Origin of the sequence: Dysgonomonas sp. HDW5A (assembly GCF_011299555.1) — a bacterium.
Taxonomy (GTDB): domain Bacteria; phylum Bacteroidota; class Bacteroidia; order Bacteroidales; family Dysgonomonadaceae; genus Dysgonomonas_A.
This window is the reverse complement of record NZ_CP049857.1, coordinates 535,144-560,139: the sequence shown is the minus strand read 5'-3', so window position 1 is coordinate 560,139 and position 24,996 is coordinate 535,144. Positions and strand designations below refer to the sequence as shown.

Annotated in this window: 23 protein-coding genes; 19 read left to right on the top strand and 4 right to left on the bottom strand. The window is 36.9% G+C overall.

Annotated features, from left to right (window positions below):
* Window positions 1-427: 427 nt before the first annotated feature.
* The 6 genes from G7050_RS02250 (at window position 428) to G7050_RS02225 (ending at window position 6,528) form a co-directional block, all read left to right on the top strand.
* Window positions 428-1,213 carry a rhamnogalacturonan acetylesterase gene (locus G7050_RS02250; protein ID WP_166110595.1) on the top strand — a complete coding sequence of 262 codons (786 nt, stop codon included), beginning with the start codon at window positions 428-430 and terminating at the stop codon, window positions 1,211-1,213.
* Window positions 1,213-2,841 carry a glycoside hydrolase 43 family protein gene (locus G7050_RS02245; RefSeq protein ID WP_166110592.1) on the top strand — a complete coding sequence of 543 codons (1,629 nt, stop codon included), beginning with the start codon at window positions 1,213-1,215 and terminating at the stop codon, window positions 2,839-2,841. Before G7050_RS02250 ends, G7050_RS02245 begins: the two co-directional genes overlap by 1 nt.
* 96 nt (window positions 2,842-2,937) lie before the next feature.
* A complete protein-coding gene (locus tag G7050_RS02240) occupies window positions 2,938-3,924 on the top strand; it encodes an alpha/beta hydrolase (RefSeq protein WP_166110589.1) in 987 nt (328 codons plus the stop codon).
* Between the two features lie 117 nt (window positions 3,925-4,041).
* Entirely contained in the window at window positions 4,042-4,641 is a 600-nt protein-coding gene (locus tag G7050_RS02235; RefSeq protein ID WP_166110587.1) for a LuxR C-terminal-related transcriptional regulator, read from the top strand.
* Complete coding sequence (locus G7050_RS02230) at window positions 4,638-5,336, top strand: hemerythrin domain-containing protein (protein WP_166110583.1); 699 nt, start codon at window positions 4,638-4,640, stop codon at window positions 5,334-5,336. Before G7050_RS02235 ends, G7050_RS02230 begins: the two co-directional genes overlap by 4 nt.
* Before the next feature lie 238 nt (window positions 5,337-5,574).
* Complete coding sequence (locus G7050_RS02225) at window positions 5,575-6,528, top strand: hypothetical protein (protein ID WP_166110580.1); 954 nt, start codon at window positions 5,575-5,577, stop codon at window positions 6,526-6,528.
* A 72-nt stretch (window positions 6,529-6,600) separates the two neighbouring features.
* On the opposite strand, the gene G7050_RS02220 is transcribed toward G7050_RS02225, so the two are convergent.
* The 4 genes from G7050_RS02220 to G7050_RS02205 form a co-directional block, all read right to left on the bottom strand.
* Complete coding sequence (locus tag G7050_RS02220) at window positions 6,601-6,969, bottom strand: VOC family protein (RefSeq protein ID WP_166110577.1); 369 nt, start codon at window positions 6,967-6,969, stop codon at window positions 6,601-6,603.
* Between the two features lie 93 nt (window positions 6,970-7,062).
* Entirely contained in the window at window positions 7,063-7,866 is an 804-nt protein-coding gene (locus tag G7050_RS02215; protein ID WP_166110574.1) for a helix-turn-helix domain-containing protein, read from the bottom strand.
* Window positions 7,867-8,016: 150 nt separating this feature from the next.
* Window positions 8,017-9,279 carry a phosphoglycerate kinase gene (pgk, locus tag G7050_RS02210; protein ID WP_166110571.1) on the bottom strand — a complete coding sequence of 421 codons (1,263 nt, stop codon included), beginning with the start codon at window positions 9,277-9,279 and terminating at the stop codon, window positions 8,017-8,019.
* Between the two features lie 306 nt (window positions 9,280-9,585).
* Window positions 9,586-10,020 (bottom strand): hypothetical protein, encoded by a 435-nt coding sequence (locus G7050_RS02205; RefSeq protein WP_166110568.1) that lies wholly within the window; start codon window positions 10,018-10,020, stop codon window positions 9,586-9,588.
* Window positions 10,021-10,332: 312 nt separating this feature from the next.
* Between G7050_RS02205 and G7050_RS02200 the strand changes: the two genes are divergently transcribed.
* From G7050_RS02200 to G7050_RS02140, 13 genes are all read left to right on the top strand, one after another.
* Entirely contained in the window at window positions 10,333-11,325 is a 993-nt protein-coding gene (locus G7050_RS02200) for a MoxR family ATPase (protein ID WP_166110565.1), read from the top strand.
* A gap of 83 nt (window positions 11,326-11,408) precedes the next feature.
* Complete coding sequence (locus G7050_RS02195; protein WP_166110562.1) at window positions 11,409-12,287, top strand: DUF58 domain-containing protein; 879 nt, start codon at window positions 11,409-11,411, stop codon at window positions 12,285-12,287.
* Window positions 12,288-12,497: 210 nt separating this feature from the next.
* Window positions 12,498-13,604: a hypothetical protein gene (locus tag G7050_RS02190; RefSeq protein WP_166110560.1), complete on the top strand. Its 1,107-nt coding sequence runs from the start codon at window positions 12,498-12,500 to the stop codon at window positions 13,602-13,604.
* Window positions 13,605-13,618: 14 nt separating this feature from the next.
* Window positions 13,619-14,602 carry a VWA domain-containing protein gene (locus G7050_RS02185; protein WP_166110557.1) on the top strand — a complete coding sequence of 328 codons (984 nt, stop codon included), beginning with the start codon at window positions 13,619-13,621 and terminating at the stop codon, window positions 14,600-14,602.
* 70 nt (window positions 14,603-14,672) lie between these two features.
* Window positions 14,673-15,695 carry a VWA domain-containing protein gene (locus G7050_RS02180; RefSeq protein WP_166110554.1) on the top strand — a complete coding sequence of 341 codons (1,023 nt, stop codon included), beginning with the start codon at window positions 14,673-14,675 and terminating at the stop codon, window positions 15,693-15,695.
* A 68-nt stretch (window positions 15,696-15,763) separates the two neighbouring features.
* A complete protein-coding gene (locus G7050_RS02175) occupies window positions 15,764-16,507 on the top strand; it encodes a tetratricopeptide repeat protein (RefSeq protein ID WP_166110551.1) in 744 nt (247 codons plus the stop codon).
* Between the two features lie 5 nt (window positions 16,508-16,512).
* Window positions 16,513-17,766 (top strand): BatD family protein, encoded by a 1,254-nt coding sequence (locus G7050_RS02170; protein WP_166110548.1) that lies wholly within the window; start codon window positions 16,513-16,515, stop codon window positions 17,764-17,766.
* A gap of 98 nt (window positions 17,767-17,864) precedes the next feature.
* The gene (locus G7050_RS02165) at window positions 17,865-19,691 is read left to right on the top strand and encodes a BatD family protein (RefSeq protein ID WP_166117611.1); all 1,827 of its coding nucleotides are present in this window, start codon (window positions 17,865-17,867) and stop codon (window positions 19,689-19,691) included.
* 7 nt (window positions 19,692-19,698) lie between these two features.
* The gene (locus tag G7050_RS02160; RefSeq protein WP_166110546.1) at window positions 19,699-20,457 is read left to right on the top strand and encodes an SH3 domain-containing protein; all 759 of its coding nucleotides are present in this window, start codon (window positions 19,699-19,701) and stop codon (window positions 20,455-20,457) included.
* Window positions 20,458-20,534: 77 nt separating this feature from the next.
* Window positions 20,535-21,263, top strand: coding sequence for a phosphatase PAP2 family protein (locus G7050_RS02155; RefSeq protein WP_166110544.1), 729 nt, complete (start codon window positions 20,535-20,537; stop codon window positions 21,261-21,263).
* Between the two features lie 55 nt (window positions 21,264-21,318).
* Complete coding sequence (locus tag G7050_RS02150; RefSeq protein ID WP_166110541.1) at window positions 21,319-21,573, top strand: DNA-binding protein; 255 nt, start codon at window positions 21,319-21,321, stop codon at window positions 21,571-21,573.
* Window positions 21,574-21,580: 7 nt separating this feature from the next.
* Window positions 21,581-22,699, top strand: coding sequence for a universal stress protein (locus tag G7050_RS02145; protein ID WP_166110538.1), 1,119 nt, complete (start codon window positions 21,581-21,583; stop codon window positions 22,697-22,699).
* Window positions 22,700-22,821: 122 nt separating this feature from the next.
* Window positions 22,822-24,879 (top strand): dihydrofolate reductase, encoded by a 2,058-nt coding sequence (locus G7050_RS02140; protein ID WP_166110535.1) that lies wholly within the window; start codon window positions 22,822-22,824, stop codon window positions 24,877-24,879.
* The last annotated feature ends 117 nt before the right edge of the window (window positions 24,880-24,996 follow it).

The window sequence follows — 24,996 nt, the reverse complement described above, 5'->3', positions numbered from 1 at the left end:
GTGCCGATAGGCAGTAGGTTTAGTTTAGCCTGTAAGCTTTAGGTCAGACAGGCAAGCTACGCAGCACAAAGCCTTTTTGATTCCTTTTGCGGCTTACTTTGGGCAAACAACGTTCGACGAAGCGAAGGCGAGTCAAAAGGAATACAAGCAATCTGTGATTGCGCGTAGTAAAAAGACAATTAAATAGAACATATAATCTCAACTATTGATTGACATAAGTAATATAAAGGCTCTTTGAAAAATGGAAAATAGGTGACAATAACAAAACATCGAAAAAGTTGTCACTTTTGTCACTTTTGTAATGTTTTTAGGTCTTATTTGTTGATAGATAGCTATTTAGGTGATTCGCAAAAGTGTACTGTGTTAGCTTATTTGTAACTTAATTGGGCATGTTGTTACTTTTTCTTAATTAATACCTTGAATAACAGTGAAGAAACTAATTGTAATATCCGTAACTCTTGTAACTTTTTGCATGTTTTTTGCAGGGAAAAATCGACCTGTACATCTATTTATGGCAGGCGATTCTACTATGGCTCTTAAGCCTTTGTACAAAAATGTGTGGGATAGTATAGCAGGTGACAGTATTTCGGAAGCTTTTCCCGAAAGAGGATGGGGACAACTTCTTCCTGAGTTTTTTAATCAGAATATTGTAATCGAAGACTATGCTCAAAATGGAAGAAGTTCACGCACATTTATTGAGCAGGGATGGTGGCAAAAGATTCTGGATAATGTGCAAGCGGGAGATTATGTAGTAATCCAATTCGGGCATAACGACTCGGCGGAAGATCGTCCCGATCGTTATACTCCACCTAAGCAGTATGTCGAAAACCTTACTCGTTTTGTGGATGAGGTAAAAGCCAAAGGGGCAACTCCCATTATTTGTACTTCGGTGGTAAGAAGGCGTTTCGACTCGAAAGGTGTATTTCAGGATTCACATGGTGAGTATGTAGAACTGGCTCGTCAGGTGGCACAAGATAAAAATGTATTGATGATAGATATGTATGAGAAGAGCAAAGAACTTCTTATCGATTTGGGAAAGGATCAATCGGCATCGCTATTCTTACATATCGAAGCAGGGGAAAATAAAATCTTCCCCCAAGGAAAAACAGATAATACACATTTCAAAGAAACCGGCGCACGAATAATGGCATCCTTATTCGTCGAAGGATTGAAAGAGAACAATGTAAAACCTTTAATCAAAGAAATAAAATAATGAAAATGATCAGAAAAAGCATACTTGGACTATTGCTGTGTTGTGCAATGTCAGGAATGAATGCTCAAAATAATATCTCAAAAACATGGGTTTCGGATCAGGGAAACGGAATGTATAAAAATCCGGTTTTGTATGCTGATTATTCCGATCCTGATGTTTGCAGGGTAGGGGACGATTATTATATGACGGCATCGAGTTTCAATTGTGTACCCGGATTACCCATTCTTCATTCTAAAGATTTGGTTAACTGGACTGTTATTGGTTATGCTATTGATAAACTGGCCCCCGACTCAATTTTTTCGAAGGTAGAACATGGTGGTGGAGTTTGGGCTCCCGCCATTCGATATCATAAAGGGGAGTTTTGTATTTATTATGGAGACCCCGATCAGGGGATATTCATGACAAAAACGAAAGACCCTGCCGGAACTTGGGAGCCTCTTGTGATGGTAAAAGAGGGAAAGGGTCTGATCGATGCTTGTCCTTTATTTGATGACAATGGAGATGTATATTTGGCTCATGCGTATGCCGGAAGCCGTGCAGGAATAAAGAGTCTTTTGGCAGTAACACGCCTTACTCCCGATGGAAAGAAAGCGGTAGGAGAGTCGCGTATTGTTTATGACGGACACGATCTTGATCCTACTATCGAAGGACCTAAATTCTACAAACGCAACGGATATTATTACATATTTGCTCCCGCAGGAGGCGTTGCTACAGGTTGGCAACTGGCTATGCGTTCGAAAGATGTTTTTGGCCCTTATGAACGTAAGGTGGTAATGGATCAGGGTAAAACTCCGATTAATGGACCTCACCAAGGTGCTTGGGTGGATACCGAAACGGGCGAAGATTGGTTTATACATTTTCAGGATGTAGGAGCAGTGGGGCGAATCACTCATCTTCAACCGATGGTGTGGAAAAATGACTGGCCTGTGATTGGAGTTGATAAAGATGGTGACGGTTGCGGCGAACCCGTACTCACTTACAAGAAACCCAATGTAGGTAAAACATATCCGATAGCTACCCCCGCCGAAAGTGACGAATTCTCGGCTAATACATTAGGTTTGCAATGGCAGTGGCACGGTAACCCTCTATCGTGGTGGTATTTTGCCAATCAAGAGAAAGGTTGTTTGAGTTTGTATTCAGTGCCTGTTGCAGATGATTATAAAAGCTTATGGGATGTTCCGAATCTACTTTTGCAAAAGATTCCTGCACCCGACTTTACGGCTACCGTGAAGTTGACCCTCAAACCCGATCCCCGTTTTGCGGGTGAAAGAACAGGGCTTGTAGTAATGGGATTGGATTATGCTTTGCTATCGTTTGAAAATACTGCCGAGGGTTTCGTGTTGTCTCAATCGGAATGTATAAATGCGGAAAAAGGAACTAAAGAATTGGTAAACGCTTCAGTAAAGTTAAAAGAGCCTACCGTTTATCTACGGGTAAAAATGACCGAAGGAAACAAATGTACATTCAGTTATAGTACTGATGACAAAAAATATATAACATTAGGTAATGAGTTCAAAGCGAAAGAAGGTAAATGGATTGGTGCTAAGATTGGCACATTCTGCTCTCGTCCCATTCCGAAAAATGATGGCGGAAGGGTCGATCTAGATTGGTTTAGGTTAGAAAAGTAGTCAGCAATGATTATTAGTTTTGTATCTAGTTATGGTTATTAAGAGCGGAGGTTTAGTAGTTTTACCTCTGCTCTTGATTAGTATAAAAAGCAGCTAATGAAATATATAATAATAGCGATAGTTCTCCTGCTAGCCGGAAATATGCTCTCCGCTCAGGTAATGATTGACGGCATACCTCGTGATACATCCTTTACTGTCTATAGTACTTATATTAAGGAGAGTAAAAAACGTCCTTACATAAAAATCGTCAAACCCCATTTGCCTGATAATGTCATTGCCAGAGAAAGTATTGTTTATTCGCAACCGACGGCAGACAGATCGTTACATGTAAATCTTTATAGACCTGACGATGACAAAAAATACCCTGCCTTATTGATGATACATGGGGGAGGTTGGAGTTCAGGCGATTTATCTCAGGAGATACCTATGGCACTGCAAATAGCTTCACAGGGATATGTTACTGTTCCTGTTGAATACCGCTTATCCCCCGAAGCCCTTTATCCTGCGGCTGTACATGATCTGAAAACAGCTCTTCGATGGATGCGGGCTAATGCCGAACGGTACGGAATTGATACTACCCGAATAGCAGTGTCGGGATGCTCGGCAGGAGGTCAGTTGGCTACCTTAATCGGAGTAACTAATGGACAGCTTTCTTATGAAGGAGTTAATAGGGAATATCCTAATCATTCGAGTGAAGTACAAGCGGTGATAAACATAGACGGAATCTCAGACTTTACTACTAAAGAATCTCTGGATGGTGTTGTAGAAGCAATTTCTAAGAATAAAGTTTCTGCCTCAGTTAAATGGTTGGTAGGCACTTATGAGGAGAAAAAAGAGCTTTGGATGGAAGCTTCACCCGTTTATTGGGTGACCGGTAAGTCTGCCCCTATTTGTTTCATAAACAGTTCTATTCCGCGGTTTCATGGAGGCCGGGATGAGATTATTGATAAACTATCAGCATACAACATACCTGCCGAAATGCACTCATTACCCGATACACCTCACCCGTTCTGGTTGTTTGAACCTTGGTTTAAAACCACTGTAAAGTACATGACTGATTATTTAAATAAGATATTTAAGTGATTTTGATTAGTTTTCCATTATTTTTCTGTTAAAAGTTTAAACTGGTACTTGTCTGCTCGGATTTAAATAACGTTCTTTGTGCTTATAAAGAATGATTCTAGATAAGAAGCTAAAACAATGGCAAATTTAAGTAAGGTCTTAGCAGTTGCTGAAACTTCATATATTATAAGAAAGGGATTAGTATACACACTTTCTCAATTGCCTATTGTATCGAAGGTGGTTGAGTTGAAAGAATTGGAGGATATTAATTATCAGCTTGGAATATTGAAGCCGGATGCAGTTCTTATCAACCCCATGTTGTTGGGGCATTCGCACAAGGGAGATGTGAGGCAGCATCTGAATATAGAAAAACATATACCGTTGATTGCATTGGTATATAATATGATAGACGAACGGTTTTATCAGTCATATGATGCTGTAATCAGAATAAATGATTCGGAGTCTAAGATTGAAGAAGTACTTTCGACATGTTTAAATAAGGATGTATCGAAAGCTTCCGATCAGGAAGAATTAAGCGACCGTGAAAAGGAAATACTTATAAGTATTGTAAAAGGGATGAGCAATAAAGAGATTGCCGAACACCATAATATATCGATACATACAGTTATTACACACAGACGAAATATAGGACGCAAACTCGAAATTCATAGTGTTTCGGGACTTACAATCTATGCAATATTAAATAAATTAGTAGACATTAAAGACATACAATTATGAGCAATATAACGGTAAAATATAGTAAGGCAATGAAAATGTCGGATCTTATTGATGCTGATTACAAATTATTGCTTTTGTTGACTCGTCTTAAGTTCTCTTTGGGATTTGGAGATAAAAGTGTTGAAGCTGTTTGTGAACAATACAATTTTGATCCGAGATGCTTCTTGTTTCTGGCAAATATTCAGTCTAACAAACCGATTATGGATGTTCAGGAGGAGTTTGATAAGCTGCCTCTAGAGCCATTTCTATATTATTTGAAATGTTCCCATGAATATTTTCTGGAAAGTCGATTACCCAATATCAGACGCAAATTAAAGCTGATTTTTTCGGAAGAAGAGTCAAGCCTTGAGAAGTTGGTGTTGGACTTCTTTGACAATTATAAGAAAGAAGTATATGAACATATGAAATACGAAGATAATACAGTATTTCCATATGTGCAGTCATTGATGAACAAGTCTAATGAGGATAAATACTCTATTAATATCTTTGAGGAGCGCCACAACAATATAGAAGAAAAAATAGCTGACCTTAAACGTATTCTGCTCAAATATGTATCAGGAGTAAAAGATCAGGCTTTGATGACTAATATTTTGCTCGAATTGTATATGTCGGAAGAAGAGCTTGAGGCACATACTTTTATCGAGGACAGTTTGGTTATTCCAAGAGTGAAGAATATCGAAAAAGGACTTCTCTAATTAGAGCAAGTTAACAAATGTGATTCCATTCTACATAAATAGATTTGTAAAAGTAGTAGAAAGTTGAAGGTAATGTGTTAATATACCAAACTTTTATATTACTTTTATTTCTGTATGAAATCTCTTCTGTAAAACCTTATAGCCTATTTTATGAGGTTATTATTTTATTTACGTTTACACATTATACTAACTATTATGAGAATAAACCTTAATATTTATATTATTCAAATATCATAGAATGAAACTTTTTTGTAGAAAAGTATTGTTCTTTGTTGTATTATTGAGCAGTATTACTTTCTTTATTATCTTCTTTTTGAATAAAATAATACAAGATAATCGATATTATAAATTATCGCCACATACAAAATATCTATTTGTAGGTAGCTCTTTTGTTTCTTGTAGTATACGTGATTCCGAAATTGATGGGGCTGTAAATTTAGCCTTAGCGGGAGAGTCGTTCTTCTACTCGTACACAAAAATCAAAAAAATAATAGATGTAAATCCTGAATTGAAGTATATTTTTCTTGACTATTCTAATTTTAAGCTAACTAAGATAATGGATAGGTTTATATGGACAGATATGTATTTATCTACCCAGTATTTGAGATATGCTCCTCTTATTGAAAATCGTGAAAAATTAGCTGTTTTAGGAGAGAATCCTCTTGGCTTTTTATCAATACAACCTATAATTGCCAGAGATAATATTGGTTTCCTTAAATGGGGCGGGACTTTTTATCCTTCCTATAAATATTGGGGAGGTTACGATGAATTTCATTTCTCGAAAACCGATTCACTGATTAGAGCTAACCATCAAGCTAAAGCTACACAACAAGACATATTCGAAGTGGGTTCTGTTAATTTAGAATATCTGGTAAAGATAAAAGAGGTATGTGTTGAGAAAGGTGTTAATTTGATTTTATTTAGAACTCCTACACATGCCCTGGATCCTTATCGGGCTAACGAGGAATTCCTTCAAACTTACAGAAAAGAAAATCTGTCAGATATTACTTTTCTGGATTTTCAGGACTTTCCTCTTGAAAACAAAGAATTCCTAGACTTAGATCACCTCAATTATTTAGGGGCTACAAAGTTTTCATCTTTTTTAAGTAGCTTAATAAAAGATAGCCTTTGGATTGTTGATGATAACCAAGAGTATATTGAGCGAAATATTAGAGCACAAAGAATGAAATAGAATCAGTTTACCTGTTGCTTAAAGCTATTATCAGAAAGAGTCAGCGTTTAATAATGCTGACTCTTGTGCTTTTTATAGATCAGAGTACAAGCCGATACTGTTTCCTTCGGAGTCGATACAAACAGAGAAGTAACCCCTATTTTCGGCTTCAATTTTAGTTTTAGGAATTACAGTTTTTCCTCCATTTGCTTCAACTATAGCAAGAGAGTCTTCGATGCTATCGCAATTTAAACTAATCAGTACGCCGTCTTTAGAAGGTATAAAAGTCGGCGACCATGAGATAGCTCCGGGGCAAACTCCACTTTCTTCAGGGAAGAATGCCATTTTTTCTTGTCCCCAATCATGGACTGATAGTTTAGTGTTTAAAACCGATTGGTAAAACTTGACAGCTCTGTTTAGATCAGTAGCCGGAATCTCAAAAAATGCAATTAACTTTTTCATAAAATCTGATTTTAATTAGAGATATTGATCTCTGTTTGACTTTACAAAAGTAGAATTACTCATTTGGCTAAACATGTAAAAAAAGGACATTCCTTACAGGGTCGAAAAGTAATCGGAGTAAGGATTACAAGCTGCAATAAATTCAGTCGGAGTACAGCCTGCAAAGATTCTAAATTCTTTGATAAGATGTGGTTGATCGTAATACCCACATTCAAAAGCTAACCGAGTAAGGCTTATTTTCGGATTAGTCTGCAGAATATACAATGCCCTTTGAAAACGAATAATACGTGTAAACTCTTTGGGCTTAGCACCCACATATTCAGTGAATATACGAGTGAATTGTTTGTAGCTGAGACAAGCTATATCAGAAAGTGAAGTAATCTCTATTTGAGGTTGGTTATTCACTGCCTCTATGGCTGCTACAATTCGTTTATAGTTATAATCATCAAAAGCATGTAGCTGTTTAATGAAATGTTTCTCAATAAGTTCAATCGATGATAGACTATCGCGATTATCTTGAATTTGTTTTTCCAATTCTTTGAGTGCAATATCTCCAATGTCATGTACTGAAATACAATTATTGAAAAATTCACTCATTGGTAAACTGAAAAAGGCTCTTGCTCCGAAGGGTTGAAATACAACAACAATCATATCTATATTTCCTGTTGAAGTCAGTTCCGTAAATCCGGTGGATAGGCCGCCTACAAATGATTGTGGTTGTAATTCGTTGGATGTTTCGGAAAACATTCTGCTTGCCCGATGAAAGATAAGATTAATGCAGCCAACGGGAATACTTGTCTCTGATATTTCGGAAATAGTATCTACTTTCAATAGCCAATAATATCTGATGTAAGGAGCAAGTAAAGGTGATGGGTATATTATGTTGAAAGTTTCCAAAATAGATCAAATGAGATGATTAGCAAGAATCAAAGGTAAACGATAATTTGTTTCAATACTTGTAAAAAAAGGACATTTAACTCTCAAATAGAAAAAGAGCCTGTTCCAATCGGAACAGGCTCTTTTTGCTTTTATATATTTAAGCTTGGCTTAAAATCCTCTGATCGCTTTGATTCCAGGAAGAATTTTACCTTCGATGAACTCAAGTAATGCACCACCACCGGTTGATACATAAGAAACCTGATCAGCAAGACCAAATTTATTTACGCATGCAACTGAATCACCTCCTCCAACAAGAGAGAAAGCACCGTGTTTAGAAGCTTCAGCAATAGCTTTAGCAACTACTTCTGATCCGTGAGCAAAATTATCGAATTCAAATACTCCAACCGGACCATTCCAAAGAATAGTTTTAGAGTTTTTGATAACTTCCGAAAATTCAGCTTCACCTTTAGGACCTATGTCAAAACCAGACCATCCGTCAGGAATTGCATTAGCTTCAGCAAACTGAGTATTAGCGTCGTTGCTGAATTTGTCTCCTAGTTTAGCGTCGCTAGAAAGTATAATATTTACATTGTTAGCTTTAGCCTTAGCCATAATTTCTTTAGCCAACTCTAATTTATCGTCTTCACAAAGAGAATTACCGATTTTTCCGCCTTTAGCTTTCTCAAATGTAAATGCCATACCACCACCGATGATTAGGTTATTTACTTTCGAAAGTAGATTCTCGATAATATCAATTTTAGAAGAAACTTTAGATCCTCCGATGATTGCAGTAAATGGACGAGCTGGATCTAGCATGATCTTATCAACAGCATCGATTTCTTTTTGCATCAAAAATCCAAACATTTTGTGTTCTGCATCAAAATAATCAGCGATCAATGCTGTAGAAGCATGAGCACGGTGAGCGGTACCAAATGCATCATTTACATAAACATCAGCATAAGAAGCCAAAGTTTTAGTAAAATCTTTTTGTTTTTCTTTAATTGCTTTTTTTGCAGCAGCTTTTTCGTCATCCGAAGCATCATCAGCTAAACCTCTAGGTTTGCCTTCTTCTTCAGCATAGAAACGAAGGTTTTCTAACAAAAGAGCTTCTCCCGGTTGTAAAGCAGCAGCTTTCATTGCAGCTTCTTCTCCAGCACAGTCATTCGCAAACTGAACGTCTACACCTAAAAGTTTAGATACATGTCCAAGAATGTGTTTCAATGAATATTTGTCTTCAACTCCTTTAGGACGACCTAAGTGAGATGCAATAATAGGGCTACCTCCGTCTGCAAGAATTTTTTTCAAAGTAGGAAGAGCCGCACGAATACGTGTGTCATCTGTAATGTTGAAATCAGCATCAAGAGGCACATTAAAGTCAACTCTCACAAATGCTTTTTTACCGGCAAAGTTGAATTTGTCAATTGTTATCATAACTGTTTGTAATTAAAAATATTTAGTTTTTATCGTTTTTGCTTTTCCTGGATGGGTTTTAATCCAAAGGGACACAAATATACAAAATTATGTTTGAAGATATTTTTTGTTTTGGTACAAAAACTTCTAAGAAAATCCAATACTAAATATCCAGAGGTTTACTTTGCTCTGATTTTGCCGCCAAACATTCGTTATCGTTGCCGATAATATGGTAAATAATACTTTGTGTATAAATGTAAAAGCGGCTTTAGTTGATTTTTCCCACTAAAGCCGTCTTGTATATTCTATATGGTCATCACACGATAATTATGCTACTGTTTCGTCTGTTTTTTCTTTTCTGAAATACCCCCATAAAACCCAAACAATAAATAATATTACTATAGGCTTTAATCCTATCTTGTTCCAAAGCGAAGGACTTGGATTCTCAGGAAGTTCAATGTTGTATTCTTTTTTGATTGCTTCTATATCTTCGCTGGTTAATGCCCAGGCAGTTTCTTCATCGTCAGATACAAGCGAATACTCGGGTGTGCCATAGTTCCACAACGGAAGCCAAAAGATACCAAACTGATCGTAAGCGACGCCTACATTTACATGTTTTCCTTCTAATATAACATCAGCAGGCAATTCTTTCAGAGTTTCAAATTTAGGCCCGTTGTGATATACAACTACCCCTTTGGCTTGGATATCTTGAGCTGCACAAAGTGTGAATAAAGCAAAAATAATTACAATCATTTTTTTCATAAATAGCTATTCTTTAGTGTGTAAATAAGATTCCTCTATACAAGGATTTCTTAAGAGAGGTGCAAAAGTATAAATAATATCTAATAGTTCAAAGTCTCGAATAGTCAGAGCCGTAAGTGGGTGTTTTTTTATAAAAAAAGTGATCTTTAGGTTTATAATGTTGTAAATTGCAAAAAACCGTTGTTCACACTAAGATTGTTGCCTTAGCTTAATCTTTTTTAACGACAAAATATTCATTCTGAGATTTAACATTAATAAATTTGTCAGTCTTTTAACGAAAATCAAAAAATAAACAATATAATATTTCTACTTATGGCTCAAGTTGATATTCGCGAATTAAATGAACGCATAGAAAGTAAGAGTGCGTTCGTTAATATGATAATGATGGGTATGGACAAAGTGATAGTCGGACAAAAGCATTTGGTCGAATCACTACTGATCGGATTGTTGTCTGACGGTCATATATTGCTCGAAGGGGTACCCGGGTTGGCAAAAACGCTGGCTATTAAAACCCTAGCTTCTCTAATTGAAGCCGATTATCACCGTATACAGTTTACGCCCGACTTGTTGCCTGCCGATGTTGTCGGTACAATGATATACAGTCAAAAAAACGAAGAATTCCTGATTAAAAAAGGGCCTGTATTTGCCAACTTTGTATTGGCGGATGAGATTAACCGTGCTCCTGCTAAAGTACAAAGTGCTTTACTAGAAGCTATGCAGGAACGTCAGGTAACTATTGGCGAAACTACATTGAAATTGCCAAAACCATTCCTTGTAATGGCTACCCAAAACCCGATAGAGCAAGAGGGTACATATCCGCTACCTGAAGCTCAGGTTGACCGTTTTATGTTGAAGGTGGTAATTAATTACCCAAAGAAAGAAGAAGAAAAATTAATTCTTCGTCAAAATATCAACGATGCTTACGAAGAGGTAAAACCTGTATTGAAAGCAGATGAGATATTGGAAGCTCGTAAAGTAGTAAAGGATGTATATCTGGATGAAAAGATCGAAAAATATATTGTTGATATAGTATTTGCTACACGTTTTCCTGCTGATAATGGTTTACCATCATTGAAAAATATGATTGCATTTGGAGCATCACCTCGTGCATCAATCAGTTTAGCACTAGCGTCAAGAGCTTATGCATTTATCAAACGCCGAGGATATGTAATTCCCGAAGATGTAAGAGCCGTTGCTCATGATGTATTACGTCACCGTATTGGTCTTACTTATGAAGCCGAAGCAAGTAACACAACTTCAGACGAAATTATTAGTGAAATACTAAATAAGATAGAAGTTCCATAAATCAGTTAGCTGTAAATAGTTAACGGTCATCAAATAATGGGTAGTTACCCAATAAATACAAAAGCGATGATAACTGAACAATTATGGAAACAAGTGAATTACTAAAAAAAGTACGTCAGATAGAAATCAAAACCCGGGGATTGTCTCGCAATATTTTTGCAGGGCAGTATCACTCTGCATTTAAAGGCAGGGGGATGGCTTTCTCGGAGGTAAGGGAATATAATTATGGTGATGATATTCGCGATATTGATTGGAATGTGACTGCCCGATATAATAAGCCCTTTATCAAGATTTTTGAAGAAGAGCGCGAAATGACTGTTATGCTGCTTATCGATGTTTCGGGAAGTCTTGACTTTGGAACTCAAAACGCAACCAAACGTGATATTGTAACCGAAATAGCGGCTACTTTATCGTTTTCGGCCATTCAGAATAATGATAAGATTGGCGTAATATTCTTTACGAATAAGATCGAAAAGTTTATACCTCCTAAAAAAGGAAAGAAGCACATTTTGTATATCATTCGTGAACTTCTCGATTTTCAGCCGACACAGACTCAAACAGATTTGACTATGGCATTAAAGTTCTTGACGAATGCCATAAAGAAGAGATGTACAGCTTTTCTTATCTCAGACTTTTTGGATGTATATGATTATCAAAATGCCTTGACAATAGCCAATCGTAAACATGATTTGGTTGCATTGCAGATCTATGATAAGTTGGAGGTCGAATTGCCATCAGTAGGTTTAATGAAAATGGTAGATGCCGAAACTCAGGAAGAAACATGGGTAGATACATCTTCGAAGAAAGTCAGAGAGCGTTACAACAGACATTATCAAAAATTGCTGTTTGAAGTGCAACAGTCTTTCACAAAGAGTAGAGTCGATAATGTGTCTATGAGTACCGATCAGGATTACGTAAAGGGTCTTTTAGCTTTATTTCAGAAACGAAATTATATGAGATGATACCTTCCTTGAGGTTTTTTATCCATCAGGTTGAAATATCAGAATCATATATAAGTAATAATAAGTATTTAATGATTTTCGGGTTTTACAAGCTTTCGGTAAACAGGTTCACAAATTAAGTTTACTTATAATTCGCTTACTCGTCAATCCTTTTTTATACTTATCAAGGTAACAAATAGGTCTTTAGACCTTAAATATGTCAGAATATTTATGTTAAGGAAAAAAATATTAATACTAACTATTCTATTAAGTTGTATTTCTATACAGTTTGCTGTTTTCGCTCAACGATCGACCGCAAAAGCAACTGTACAGCCTTATGAAATAGCGATAGGACAACAAGCTACCATTAGTTTAGAGGTTATCGCTCCCAAAGGTCGGCAGCTTGTATTTCCGGCTTATGTAGACTCTCTGGTGAGTGGGGTAGAAGTACTTGCTATGCCTAAGCCCGATACTGTATATGCTCATGAGGTAATGACTATAACTCAAAAATATATAGTTACTTCGTTCGATTCGGCATTGTATCACATACCATATCTGCCAGTGTTGGATGGAAAAGATACCATACAGTCAAACGGTTTTGGATTGAAGGTGATCTCACCTGTTTTATCAGAAGCTACATTGAATTACTTGGAGCAATTAAATACTCAGCAAACAGACTCTATTGAGTTTGATAAACTGGGTGTTTTTGATATAAAGAATATCCAAACCCCTCCTTTTGTATGGCAAGACTACATATATTATATACTTATAGGTTTGCTAATCCTGCTTATTCTGGCTGCAATTGGAGTCGGTGTATACATGTATATTCAAAAGAAGAAGAAAGGATATTATTTCAAACCTGTAGTTGTCGAACCTCCACATGTTATTGCTCTTCATGCCCTTGATCATGTGAAAGTAGAGAAACTTTGGCAGCAAGGTAAAGAGAAGGAATACTTTACCGAGGTAACCGATATTTTACGTAAATATATAGAAGATCGTTTTGGTGTCAGTGCTTTTGAAATGACATCTGATGAGATATTGAATGTTGTGAAAAACTTCATGATTGCCGAATCTTCAACCGAAAGTTTGCATCAGGTATTGAAATTATCCGATTTAGTGAAATTCGCTAAATACAAGCCATTCCCTGACGAAAATGACTTAAGCTTGGTGAATGCCTACTTATTTGTCAACCAAACTAAAAAAGAAGAGGTCTTAGAGCCTGTGAATCCCAATCAACTAAACGAACGTGATGATTCTGAGAAAGGCGATTCTGATAACTGGAAGATTTCAGGAGATAAAGATGGTAATGAAAATAGAACAACAAACGCTAATAGCTAAAAAATAAGTCCAAAATGGAATTTGCAAACCCTCGATATTTATTTTTGCTTTTATTATTGATTCCACTTATTGGGTGGTATATCTTTAAATTGCGGAAAGTTCAAGCGACTATAAAAATGTCGTCAACAGCCGCTTTTAGAGGTGTTCATGCTTCATGGAAAGTGCATTTGAGGCATCTTCCTTTTGTGATCAGACTTATTGTAATAGCTTTGGTCATCGTTGTAATTGCTCGCCCTCAGGCAAGTAATTCATGGGAAACATCTAAGTCGGAAGGTATTGATATTGTGATGGCACTCGATGTATCCGGATCAATGTTGGCACAAGACTTAAAGCCTAACCGTGTGGAGGCTGCCAAAAAAGTTGCTTCGGAATTTATATCCGATCGTGAACAGGATAAGATCGGTCTCGTGATTTTTGCAGGAGAAAGTTTTACACAAGCTCCTCTAACTACAGATCATGGTGTACTTCTTAATCTGTTGCATGAGATAAGACCGGGAATGATTGAAGATGGTACAGCCATTGGACTTGGTTTGGCAAATGCAGTAAACAGGCTTAAGGATAGTCAATCGAAATCGAAAGTAGTTATTTTGTTGACCGATGGTTCGAATAACAGAGGACAGATTGCTCCTATAACTGCTGCCGAACTGGCTAAAAGTTACGGTATACGTGTTTATACAATTGGTGTAGGAACGCAAGGAACAGCACCCGCTCCGGTTATGACTCCTTTTGGAGAACGTATACAAAATGTACCTGTAGATATAGATGAAAAAACACTTTCCGAGATAGCTTCCGTAACTAGTGGCGAGTATTTCAGGGCAGTGGATAACAAGAGTCTTAAGAATATATATACACAGATTGATGAAATGGAAAAATACCTGATCAGTGTAAATAAAGTTACCCGTAAACAAGAGCTCTATCTGCCTTATGCTTTAATGGCTATCGCTCTGTTGTTGGGAGAGCTTGTATTGCGTCGGACAATATTCCGTAGTATTCCGTAAGTATAGTAATGTATATGGTATTAAGTAGTAATAAAAAGGTCTGAGACCTCACCGAATATAAAATTTAGATATGTTTCGATTTGCTAACCCCGAATATTTGTATCTGTTGTTTATACTGCCTGTTTTGGTAGTGGGATTTATCCTGTTAAACATGCAGAAACTAAAATCTGTAAAGAAACTTGGAGATTTGAAGCTGATAAAACGCTTGATGCCTGAGCTTTCTTTAAAACGTTCGTATTTGAAATTTTGGTTGATTTTTGCTGTAATTGTTTTTGGAATAATTGTAGCAGCACGCCCTCAATTCGGTACTAAAATAGAAAAGGTCGATAAAAAAGGAATCGAATTAGTGATTGCCATCGACGTATCTAATTCGATGTTGGCGAGAGATGTCAACCCCGATAGATTATCCAAAGCAAAACAGATACTTACACGAATCATTGACGAAAGAAAAAATGATAAGGTAGCGATCGTAGTATTTGCCGGAGAGGCGTATGTACAATTACCCATGACTACGGATATCCAATCTGCAAAAATATTCCTCGAAAATATAGACCCTTCTTTAGTTCCGGTTCAAGGTACTGTAATTGGAAGTGCGATAAATATTGCCATGAATAGTTTTACGAATGATAAGGAGGTCGATAAATCGATAATTCTTATTACCGATGGTGAAGACCATGAGGATAATGGAGTACAATTGGCAGAGCAAGCAGCATCAGCGGGCATACAGATTAATGTGGTAGGTGTCGGAACTCCTGAAGGTTCGCCTGTTCCAATGTCGGCAACAAGCAATGAAATGAAAAAAGACAATGAGGGTAATATTGTTGTCACTAAGTTGAATGAAGAGATGTGTAAGCAAATCGCTCAGGCAGGAAAAGGAATGTATGTCAGAGCAGATAATTCTAATAATGCACTGAAGAGTTTGCAGGCTGAATTGGATAAACTGCAAAAGAAGAATGTCGAAGGAAGTGCTTATTCGGAATACGATGAGAAATTTCAATTCTTTGCATGGTGTATGTTGGTTCTATTATTGGTAGAAATATGCATATTCGATAAGAAAAATAAAATATTCAGAAATATCAGATTATTCAGATAACAAGGTTAGTGCATTTGTAAAGTCAAAATGATATAACCTAAATACTTGAAAGTACTTATAAGTTGATTATGAAACAAATTACTCTTACTATATTACTGCTGGCTGTTTCGTTTGGACTTTTTGCACAACGTGAAGTGCGAAAAGATATAAGGCAAGGAAACAAGTCCTATAACGAGCAATTATACAATGCTGCCGAAGCTAGTTATAAAGAAGCTCTTACCAAAAATGCATCCTCTAAGGAAGCTATTTATAATCTGGCAAATACATATTATAAACAAGGGAATATAGATGAGGCATTGAAGACTTATCAGCAATATCTGGCGGCCGAAAATACCGATCCTACCAAGATGAGTAATGCATGGCACAATATAGGGAACTCGTTTTTGAGAAAAAAAGCCTTAAAGGAATCAATGGAAGCCTATAAAAAAGCTTTACGATTGAATCCGAATGACGAGGAAACCCGTTATAACCTGGCAACAGTTCAAAAAATGATTCAGGATCAAGAGAATAAGGATAAAGATAAGGATAAGGACAAAAACAAAGATCAGAACAAGGATCAAAATAAAGACCAGAATAAAGATCAAAACAAGGATCAGGATCAAAACAAAGACCAAAATAAAGATCAGAAAGATCAAAATCAGAAAGATCAAAACAAGGATCAGCAAAATCAAATGTCGCAGGAAAATATTCAACAATTGTTGAAAGCGATAGAGCAGGATGAAAAAGAAACACAAGAGCGTGTACAACAATTGAAAGCTGCTGAAAGACAAAAACAAAACGATAGTAATAGAAGACAAGGTAAAGACTGGTAAAATAAATGGGTTTAATAACTGAGGCTAAAACAGTTTCAAAAGTTTTTATTCTATTATTATGTTGTCTTACTCAAAGTCTGATTGCGCAAGATGTCACTTTTGAGATTGAAAGCCCTTCTGTAGTAAGTGTCGATGAGCCATTTCGTTTAGAGTATATTTTGAAAGGTTCTGTAGAAGGTGCAAATTTTAATGTCCCTAAATCTTTTGAGGGGCTTGAAATTAAAAGTGGTCCTCACATCTCAAATAATGGAAGGATAGCAGGTATTGTAGAAATGTGGCAATCGTTTATGTATATTGTGGCTGCTAAAAAGAAGGGAATTATTTCGTTACCAGTTGCCTCCATCGACTTTAGGGGTACTCAATATAAAACGAATGAGGTTCAATTAAAGGTTCTGCCAGAGAATGAGAATTGGGGACAATATCAGTATAATATTGATGCCTTTATTAGGACACAAGTTTCCAGACCTGAAATATATGAAGACGAGGCACTTGTTTTGTCTTGTCAATTATATACAAAAGTACCTTTACTCTCAGTCAAAGAAATCGATTATCCGGTATTGGATGGCTTCGATGTCGGTGGAAAACCGTTCTATGACCATCAAGGTATCCCGATATTTAAAAAAGAGGAATACAACGGAACTGAGTATTATGTCGGAGATTTGAGGATAATAACTATATACCCTAATCGTATCGGACAATTGGTTATACCTGAAGTTAAAGCGAATTTGACTTTTAATACCAGAAGTTTAAATACAAAAAGAGGATTCTATCCGGGGGAAGCTGCAATTGAAAGTGTTGATAAACAATTAAAATCTGAACCAACCTTTGTAAAAGTTGTTACATTACCCAAAAAGAAGCCGACAGATTTTTCGGGGGCAATAGGGCGATTCAAAATACAATCCGAAGTAAAAGGTTCTCAGGTTAAAGTCGGTGAACTTTTCGCTCTCAAAGTGATCGTTGACGGATATGGTGATTTGAATAGTGCATCTGCTCCTGTTCTAGATTTACCTGATGGGGTTGAGGTATATGATATGGTAAGTAACGATGACGATGTTATGTTTTCAGACTTCGGCTTACAAAGTGAGCGTATTTTCGGATATTTGTTGGTTGCGAACAAGGCTGGAACATATAAAATCCCTTCAGCTCGGTTTGTGTATTTAGACGTGGAGTCGGGTAACTATAAAACACTGCTTTCTTCGGAACATACAGTTTCAATAATAGAACCTAAGATTAAAGGTAGTGTGATTGCTTACCGATAAATAGAAGGATATAATTATCTTCGCAGGAAATAATGAATAGTGATATTATAAATAAAATAGGGATTAGTTAAAGAAATATGAAAATGTACAGGCAAAAGATGCAAAGACATTTGTTATTATGGATACTTTTATTCCTTGGTTTAGGATTAAATGCACAAGTAAAATTTACGGCCAGTGCTCCCAGTGCAGTAGCTAAGGGAGATCAGTTTCGGTTGACTTATACACTACGAGGAGGAAATGGTGATAATATTAATGTACCATCTTCCATCAAAGGATTCGAAATTTTATATGGACCGGCTATATCGTCGAGTTCCAGTACACAGGTTATAAATGGTAATGTTACCACCGATTCTTCGGAGTCATATATTTATACACTATCAGCAAGTGCGGAGGGTACATTTACTATTCCGGCAGCTACCATAACTGTTAAAGGGAAAAGTTATACCTCGAACTCTATTCAGGTAAAGGTACTACCTCCCGATAAAAATGCTCAGGCTCAACAATCGGGCGGAGGCGGCGGAGGTCAGACTTCAGCTGCAACTTCTACAGCACAGAATATAAGTTCATCGGATGCGTTTATTCGTGCTATCGTATCAAAATCAAAAGTTTCGGAACAAGAATCCTTTGTCGTGACTTTCCGTTTTTATACAACGCTGGAAGTGCGTGATATCGGTAAAATAGAATTCCCCGAATTTGATGGGTTTATGGTCGAAGAACAACCTTTACCAGCTACACGTCAGATGACATTCGAGCATTATAACGGACGTAATTACTATGCTGTCGATTTGCGTAGAACCCTTCTTTTCCCGCAACGTTCGGGCAAGATAACAATACCATCGGGTAAGATTGAAATGGTCTTTAATGTAAGATCCGGGAAAACCGTTGAGACATTCTTTGGACCTCAATATGTAATGACAGATGTTAAGAAGACAATGACAACAAGTCCTCTGACTATTGATGTTAGTCCTTTACCCGAAGGGAAACCTGCTGACTTTTCGAATGGGGTGGGAACATTTTCTATGACCCCTTCTATTTCGGCTACCGATATAAAGGCAAATGATCCGGTGACGATCAAGCTTGTTATCTCGGGTACAGGAAATATGAAGTTGATTAAAACTCCCGAATTAGTACTTCCTAAAGATTTTGAGTCATATGATCCTAAGATTACGAATGACTTAACCTATACGGATAATGGTCTTACTGGTACAAAAACAATCGAATACCTGTTTATACCCCGTTATCAAGGAACCTTTAAGATACCACCTTTGGTATTCTCTTATTTCGATATTAAATCGAGATCATATAAAACAATATCTACTCCCGAATACACTCTGAATGTGGCGAAAGATCCGCATGCAGGTAGTAATTCCGCGACAAGTTTTACTCAAACAGATGTTCAGGTAGAGCAGGATATCAGGCATATTAAGACAGGTAATCCTTCTTTGGTTACTATAAATAGTTTTCTGTTCGGATCATTAGGATACTGGTTTTGGTATATAATACCATTGGTATTGTTTCTTGTTTTCTTAGTATTGTATCGCAAACAAATTAAAGAAAATGCAGATATCGCCCGAATGAAAACTAAACGGGCTAATAAAGTAGCTGTTAAACGTCTTAAATTGGCAGGTAAATATCTACAAGCTCATAAGAAAGAGCAATTCTATGAAGAAGTGCTGCGTGCGGCTTGGGGATATTTGAGCGATAAACTCGTTATTCCTGTAGCTGATTTGAGTCGAGACAATATAGAGCAGGAACTTATTCGATTTGGAGCTTCACAGGAGCTGGTAACTAAATTCATTTCGATATTGGATACCTGCGAATTTGCACGCTATGCTCCTGTTGAGTCAGATACCGCAATGGACGATTTGTATAAGGATGCAGTAGATGCAATTGGAGAAATGGAAAATTCTAGAATTAAAAAATAAGATTGTTATGAAACAGTTATTTATATCAATTTTTATAATAATTTCTACACTAGGCATAAGTGCACAAAGTGTGGCAGAGCAAGCTCAAAAGGCATATGATAATGGCGATTTCAGAGATGCGATAACGCTCCTCGAAGGTGAAATTAAAGCTCAGAAAGAACAAGGTAAGGCTTCTGCCGAATTGTATTATAATCTGGGGAATGCTTATTTCAGAGTGAATGAGATTCCTTTAGCCTTGCTTAATTACGAACGTGCACAACTTTATGACCCCGGAGACCGTGATATAAAGCATAATATTGAATATGCCCAAACCAAAATAGAAGATAAGATATTAACTGCCGATAACTTCTTTTTAAAGATGTGGTTTAATGGAGTAAGAGATCTTCTACCTTCAAATAGCTGGGCAAAGTTATCCATCGTATTTTTTCTTCTTTTTATAGGAAGCTTGTTTTTATTCTTCTTTAGTCCAAAGCTTAGTTTAAAGAAAGCAGGCTTTTATTCAGGTGTTGTATTGTTTGTATTTCTTCTTTTCACAAATATATTCGCATATACACAGAAGAAGAACGTAGAGAATAGAGATACGGCTATTATTATGGCAGGTTCGGCTCCTGTTGTGAGTTCACCAAACACAACCTCAAAAGAGTTGTTTATACTTCATGCTGGCACAAAAGTATCAATAACAAAAGAAGATGGAAGCTGGTATGAAATTGAAATTGATAATGGAAGTGTCGGTTGGATACAAAAAGACAAATTGGAAATAATCTGATAAGTAAATAAATTATAAATTGCGAGTTATTAGTCGATAGTTCTTGTAATTTGTAACCTGTAACTCGTAACATAAATATGATAGAAACTAACCCCGAGAATCTGGTTGAACAGATTCTTCCCTACGAAAGAGGAGCTTTTCTTTGGTTGAATGAATTCCATAATGTCTTTTGGGACAGCTTTATGTGGATGTATAGCGGCAAAGCTACTTGGATTCCTCTTGTATTAGTTGGTTTAGGTGTTTTTTTCTACAAGACGAAATGGCAACAAGCTGTGTTGTTGCTCTTCTGTATGGTTCTGCTGGGTACATTGTGTGATCAGCTGTCAGCAGGAGTTATAAAACCGATATTTGAAAGGTTACGTCCCAGTCATCACCCCGATTTTAAAGATTACGTAACTATTGTAAATAATTATAGAGGAGGACGCTTTGGTTTCATATCCGCTCATGCAGCCAATGGTTTTGGTATTGCAACTTTTCTGTCCCTAATGTTTAAGTACCGCCGGTTTACGGTTGTTATATTTACCTGGGCAACAATAACATGTTATTCACGTATCTATTTAGGTGTGCATTTTATTTCGGATGTGATAGGTGGCATGTTTTTAGGTGTTTTAGTTGGCTTTCTAATATATTTGCTTTTTCAATATGGGCGTATCCGTTTATTAAAGCAAACTATCGAAGAAGTAAAAGTACCGGCTTACTCTGCACTTCATGCGAATATCATCTCTGTAACCATTGGTGTAATAGTCATAACATTATTTATTATAAGCTTTATGAATTTTATGTACGGGTTTCGTTGGTTTTTCTAAAATGATTGCTTAATTTTAAGCAACAATCTTAGTCTCAACCTTAACATATGTGATTATGACAAAAACAATTGAGTACAATGAGCTTCGTAAGATTAAAGACAGTTTGCCCGATGGAAGTATCCATAAGATGGCAAAAGAGTTGAACCTGACTGTAGAAACCGTATGGAATTATTTCGGAGGACACAGTTATAAAGACGGTGAAAGTTGTGGGGTACACATCGAAGCAGGTCCCAATGGAGGGATTGTATTGCTCGAAGATACCGCTATACTGGATATGGCTTTAGAGATGATTGATAAAGACAAAAAGTAAATACATTATGGCCGATAAATTAGTAACACTTGCCATTCATACAAATGAAAAGGCTCAGATTTTAAAATCAGTATTAGAGAGTGAAAACATCTCTGTATTGATGGAAGATGTAGGAGATCAAAATTCCAATACTTCCGCAGGGGTACGTCTTAGAATAAAAGAATCGGATTTACCTAAGGCTTTGAATGTGGTGGAAAGTCGTAACTTGTTTAGCTACAGCGAACCTGAAACTTACAGAACTGACGATGGACGAAAACGCATTCTGGTTCCGGTTGATTTTTCCGATTATTCATTAAAGGCTTGTCGTATAGCTTTTAACCTAGCCAAAGAAATAAAGGCTAAAGTTAAAATTATCCACGTATATTTTAATCCCTACTATCCTACAGCTTTGCCTATGGCAGAAGCATTTGCCTATCAAGGCAAAGAGGAAGCCGATTTTCAGAATATACTGGAAAGGGTAAATAAGGATATCCAAAAACTATGTAATACTATTGATGAAAAAATAGCAAGTGGTGAGTTTCCTCCGATTAATTATTCTTACGTATTGAAAGAAGGATTACCCGAAGAAGAAATTGTAGCCTATGCTAAGGATTACAAACCTGCATTGATAGTGATGGGAACACGAGGTAAAGATCAGAAAAGTGCTGACCTTATCGGTAGTGTTACAGCAGAAGTTATTGAGATGACCGGAATACCCCTATTGGCAATTCCCGAGAGAACATCTTTTACCGATTTCCACCAAGTGAAGAATATTTCTTTTCTCACTAACTTTAGTCAGCGAGATCTGGTATCTTTTGCTGCAATGATGGAGTTTTTCAATCATGAGGAGGTTAAAATACATCTAACTCATATTGAAGATAAAAAAACGGATAAGTGGACTCTTATAAAACTCGAAGGAATACAATCGTATTTCGAAAAACAATACAGCAATATCAAGATTGATTATAAACTGATATCAAGTACTGATAGCCTGGTCAGTTTAGAGCAATTCGTTGAAGCAGCCAATATAGACATAATAGCTTTGACTACCGCTAAGAGGAATCTATTTACACGTATGTTCCGTCCAAGCGTGTCACGCAAAATGTTATTTCAATCCGATATTCCGTTATTCGTTTTACGAGGATAACAGTTTATCTGTATTTACAACTAATATCGAATATAGAATCCGCCCGGTTTAAATATTGGGCAGATTCTATATTTGTTGTAATAAGGAGATACTCAAAACAATATATAATATTAATTAAACTAATGAAGAAGACTATCGCGATGGCAATGACAGGACTGTCGATCGTCTTTGGAAGTTGTGGAGGTAATAAACCTCAGGATACAGCTTCTCAAAATGACGACTTTACGTATGAGGTAGACGCTTTTGCAGATTTGCAAATATTGCGTTATAAAGTACCCGAATTCGAATCACTGAGCTTAGAACAAAAAGAGTTGATCTATTATCTATCTCAGGCAGCAGCCGAAGGGCGTGATATATTGTACGATCAGAATGGGAAGTATAATCTGGCAATACGCCGTACTCTGGAAGCAATCTATGAGAATTATAAAGGAGATAAAACAGATAAGAACTATCAGGAGTTTGAAGTTTACTTGAAACGAGTATGGTTCTCGAACGGAATACACCACCATTACGGAGAGGAGAAATTCTTACCCGGATTTTCGAAGGAATTTTTTGAAGCTGAAGTAAAGAAGTTACCTGCTGATAAAGTTCCCGCAATGGAAAACCAAAGCGTAGATGATTTCTTGGTTATGATCGAGCCTGTAATGTTCAATCCGAATGTAATGCCCAAGAAAGTGAATCAGGCGGATGGAGTAGATTTAATCAAAACATCAGCTAATAACTATTACGGCGAAGGAGTAACACAAGCCGAAGTAGAAGCTTTCTATGCTAAAATGAAGAATCCGAATGATTCTACTCCTATCATGTATGGTATGAATAGCCGCTTGGTAAAAGAAGACGGCAAGCTGGTAGAGAAAGTATGGAAAGTAGGAGGCTTATACTCTCCCGCTATAGAACGCATCGTAGGATGGCTTGAAAAAGCGAAAGGTGTTGCCGAGAATGACGGTCAGAAGAAAGCAATTGATAAATTGATTTCTTTCTATACAACCGGAGACCTGAAAACATTCGACCAATATGCTATAGCTTGGGTACAAGATTCTTTATCTCGGGTAGATTTTGTGAATGGCTTTACCGAAAGCTACGGTGATCCTCTGGGCATGAAAGCCAGCTGGGAAGCAACAGTAAACTTCAAGAATACCGAAGCAACAAAGCGTACCGAAATAATCAGTACCAATGCACAGTGGTTTGAAGATCACTCACCTGTTGATCCTCGTTTCAGAAAAGAAGAAGTAAAAGGTGTAACTGCTAAAGTAATTACAGTTGCTCAATTAGGAGGCGATTGCTATCCATCTACTCCTATTGGAATCAATTTACCAAACTCGAACTGGATACGTAAAGATTATGGATCGAAATCGGTAACTATCGAAAATATAATGGAAGCATACGATAAGGCAGCCGAGCATAGCGGATTCAGTGATGAGTTTGTATGGTCACCTGTAGAATTGGAATTGCTCCACAAATACGGCTTTATCACCGACGTGTTGCATACTGATTTGCATGAGATACTAGGTCATGGATCAGGTCAGTTAATGCCCGGAGTTGACCCCGATGCTCTGAAAGCTTATGGTTCTACTATTGAGGAAGCTCGTGCCGATCTATTCGGATTATATTATATTGCCGACCCCAAATTAGTAGAGCTGGGAATCATCCCGAGTGCTGACGCTTATAAAGCAGAATACTATCGTTTTATGATGAATGGTTTGATGACCCAATTGACACGTATCGAACCGGGTAAAACCATCGAAGAAGCACACATGCGTAATCGTCAATTGATTGCCAGATGGGTCTATGAAAAAGGCAAAGCAGATAATGTAGTTGAATTTAAAGAACGTGACGGAAAGACTTTCGTTGTTGTTAATGACTATGCTAAACTTCGCAACTTATTCGGACAGCTATTAGCTGAGATACAACGAGTGAAATCGGAAGGAGATTTCAACGGAGCTAAAAGTCTGGTTGAGAATTATGCTGTACAAGTAGATCAGAAACTATTGGCAGAAGTTTTGGCAAGATACAAAGCCCTTAACTTAAAGCCCTACAAAGGCTTTGTGAATCCTGTCTTTGAAGCAGTAACAGATAAGGACGGAAAGATTACGGATGTAAAGATTTCATATAACGAAGGTTATGTAGATCAAATGTTGAGATATTCAAAAGACTTCTCTTCATTGCCAACCTATAATTGATTATTTGGGATTACTTTATAAATGAAAAGAGCTTGCAAATATTGCAAGCTCTTTTTGTATGATGCACTGTGTATTACTACAGTTGATAGTTATAACTAATAATTGCTGTTTTACTGA

What these genes read in the sequence shown, in the direction of transcription:
- G7050_RS02245 (WP_166110592.1), top strand. Translation starts at nt 1,213, where the DNA reads ATGAAAATGATCAGAAAAAGCATACTTGGACTATTGCTGTGTTGTGCA.
- G7050_RS02240 (WP_166110589.1), top strand. Translation starts at nt 2,938, where the DNA reads ATGAAATATATAATAATAGCGATAGTTCTCCTGCTAGCCGGAAATATG.
- G7050_RS02235 (WP_166110587.1), top strand. Translation starts at nt 4,042, where the DNA reads ATGGCAAATTTAAGTAAGGTCTTAGCAGTTGCTGAAACTTCATATATT.
- G7050_RS02230 (WP_166110583.1), top strand. Translation starts at nt 4,638, where the DNA reads ATGAGCAATATAACGGTAAAATATAGTAAGGCAATGAAAATGTCGGAT.
- G7050_RS02225 (WP_166110580.1), top strand. Translation starts at nt 5,575, where the DNA reads ATGAAACTTTTTTGTAGAAAAGTATTGTTCTTTGTTGTATTATTGAGC.
- G7050_RS02220 (WP_166110577.1), bottom strand. Translation starts at nt 6,969, where the DNA reads ATGAAAAAGTTAATTGCATTTTTTGAGATTCCGGCTACTGATCTAAAC.
- pgk (WP_166110571.1), bottom strand. Translation starts at nt 9,279, where the DNA reads ATGATAACAATTGACAAATTCAACTTTGCCGGTAAAAAAGCATTTGTG.
- G7050_RS02205 (WP_166110568.1), bottom strand. Translation starts at nt 10,020, where the DNA reads ATGAAAAAAATGATTGTAATTATTTTTGCTTTATTCACACTTTGTGCA.
- G7050_RS02200 (WP_166110565.1), top strand. Translation starts at nt 10,333, where the DNA reads ATGGCTCAAGTTGATATTCGCGAATTAAATGAACGCATAGAAAGTAAG.
- G7050_RS02195 (WP_166110562.1), top strand. Translation starts at nt 11,409, where the DNA reads ATGGAAACAAGTGAATTACTAAAAAAAGTACGTCAGATAGAAATCAAA.
- G7050_RS02190 (WP_166110560.1), top strand. Translation starts at nt 12,498, where the DNA reads ATGTTAAGGAAAAAAATATTAATACTAACTATTCTATTAAGTTGTATT.
- G7050_RS02185 (WP_166110557.1), top strand. Translation starts at nt 13,619, where the DNA reads ATGGAATTTGCAAACCCTCGATATTTATTTTTGCTTTTATTATTGATT.
- G7050_RS02180 (WP_166110554.1), top strand. Translation starts at nt 14,673, where the DNA reads ATGTTTCGATTTGCTAACCCCGAATATTTGTATCTGTTGTTTATACTG.
- G7050_RS02175 (WP_166110551.1), top strand. Translation starts at nt 15,764, where the DNA reads ATGAAACAAATTACTCTTACTATATTACTGCTGGCTGTTTCGTTTGGA.
- G7050_RS02170 (WP_166110548.1), top strand. Translation starts at nt 16,513, where the DNA reads ATGGGTTTAATAACTGAGGCTAAAACAGTTTCAAAAGTTTTTATTCTA.
- G7050_RS02165 (WP_166117611.1), top strand. Translation starts at nt 17,865, where the DNA reads ATGCAAAGACATTTGTTATTATGGATACTTTTATTCCTTGGTTTAGGA.
- G7050_RS02160 (WP_166110546.1), top strand. Translation starts at nt 19,699, where the DNA reads ATGAAACAGTTATTTATATCAATTTTTATAATAATTTCTACACTAGGC.
- G7050_RS02155 (WP_166110544.1), top strand. Translation starts at nt 20,535, where the DNA reads ATGATAGAAACTAACCCCGAGAATCTGGTTGAACAGATTCTTCCCTAC.
- G7050_RS02150 (WP_166110541.1), top strand. Translation starts at nt 21,319, where the DNA reads ATGACAAAAACAATTGAGTACAATGAGCTTCGTAAGATTAAAGACAGT.
- G7050_RS02145 (WP_166110538.1), top strand. Translation starts at nt 21,581, where the DNA reads ATGGCCGATAAATTAGTAACACTTGCCATTCATACAAATGAAAAGGCT.
- G7050_RS02140 (WP_166110535.1), top strand. Translation starts at nt 22,822, where the DNA reads ATGAAGAAGACTATCGCGATGGCAATGACAGGACTGTCGATCGTCTTT.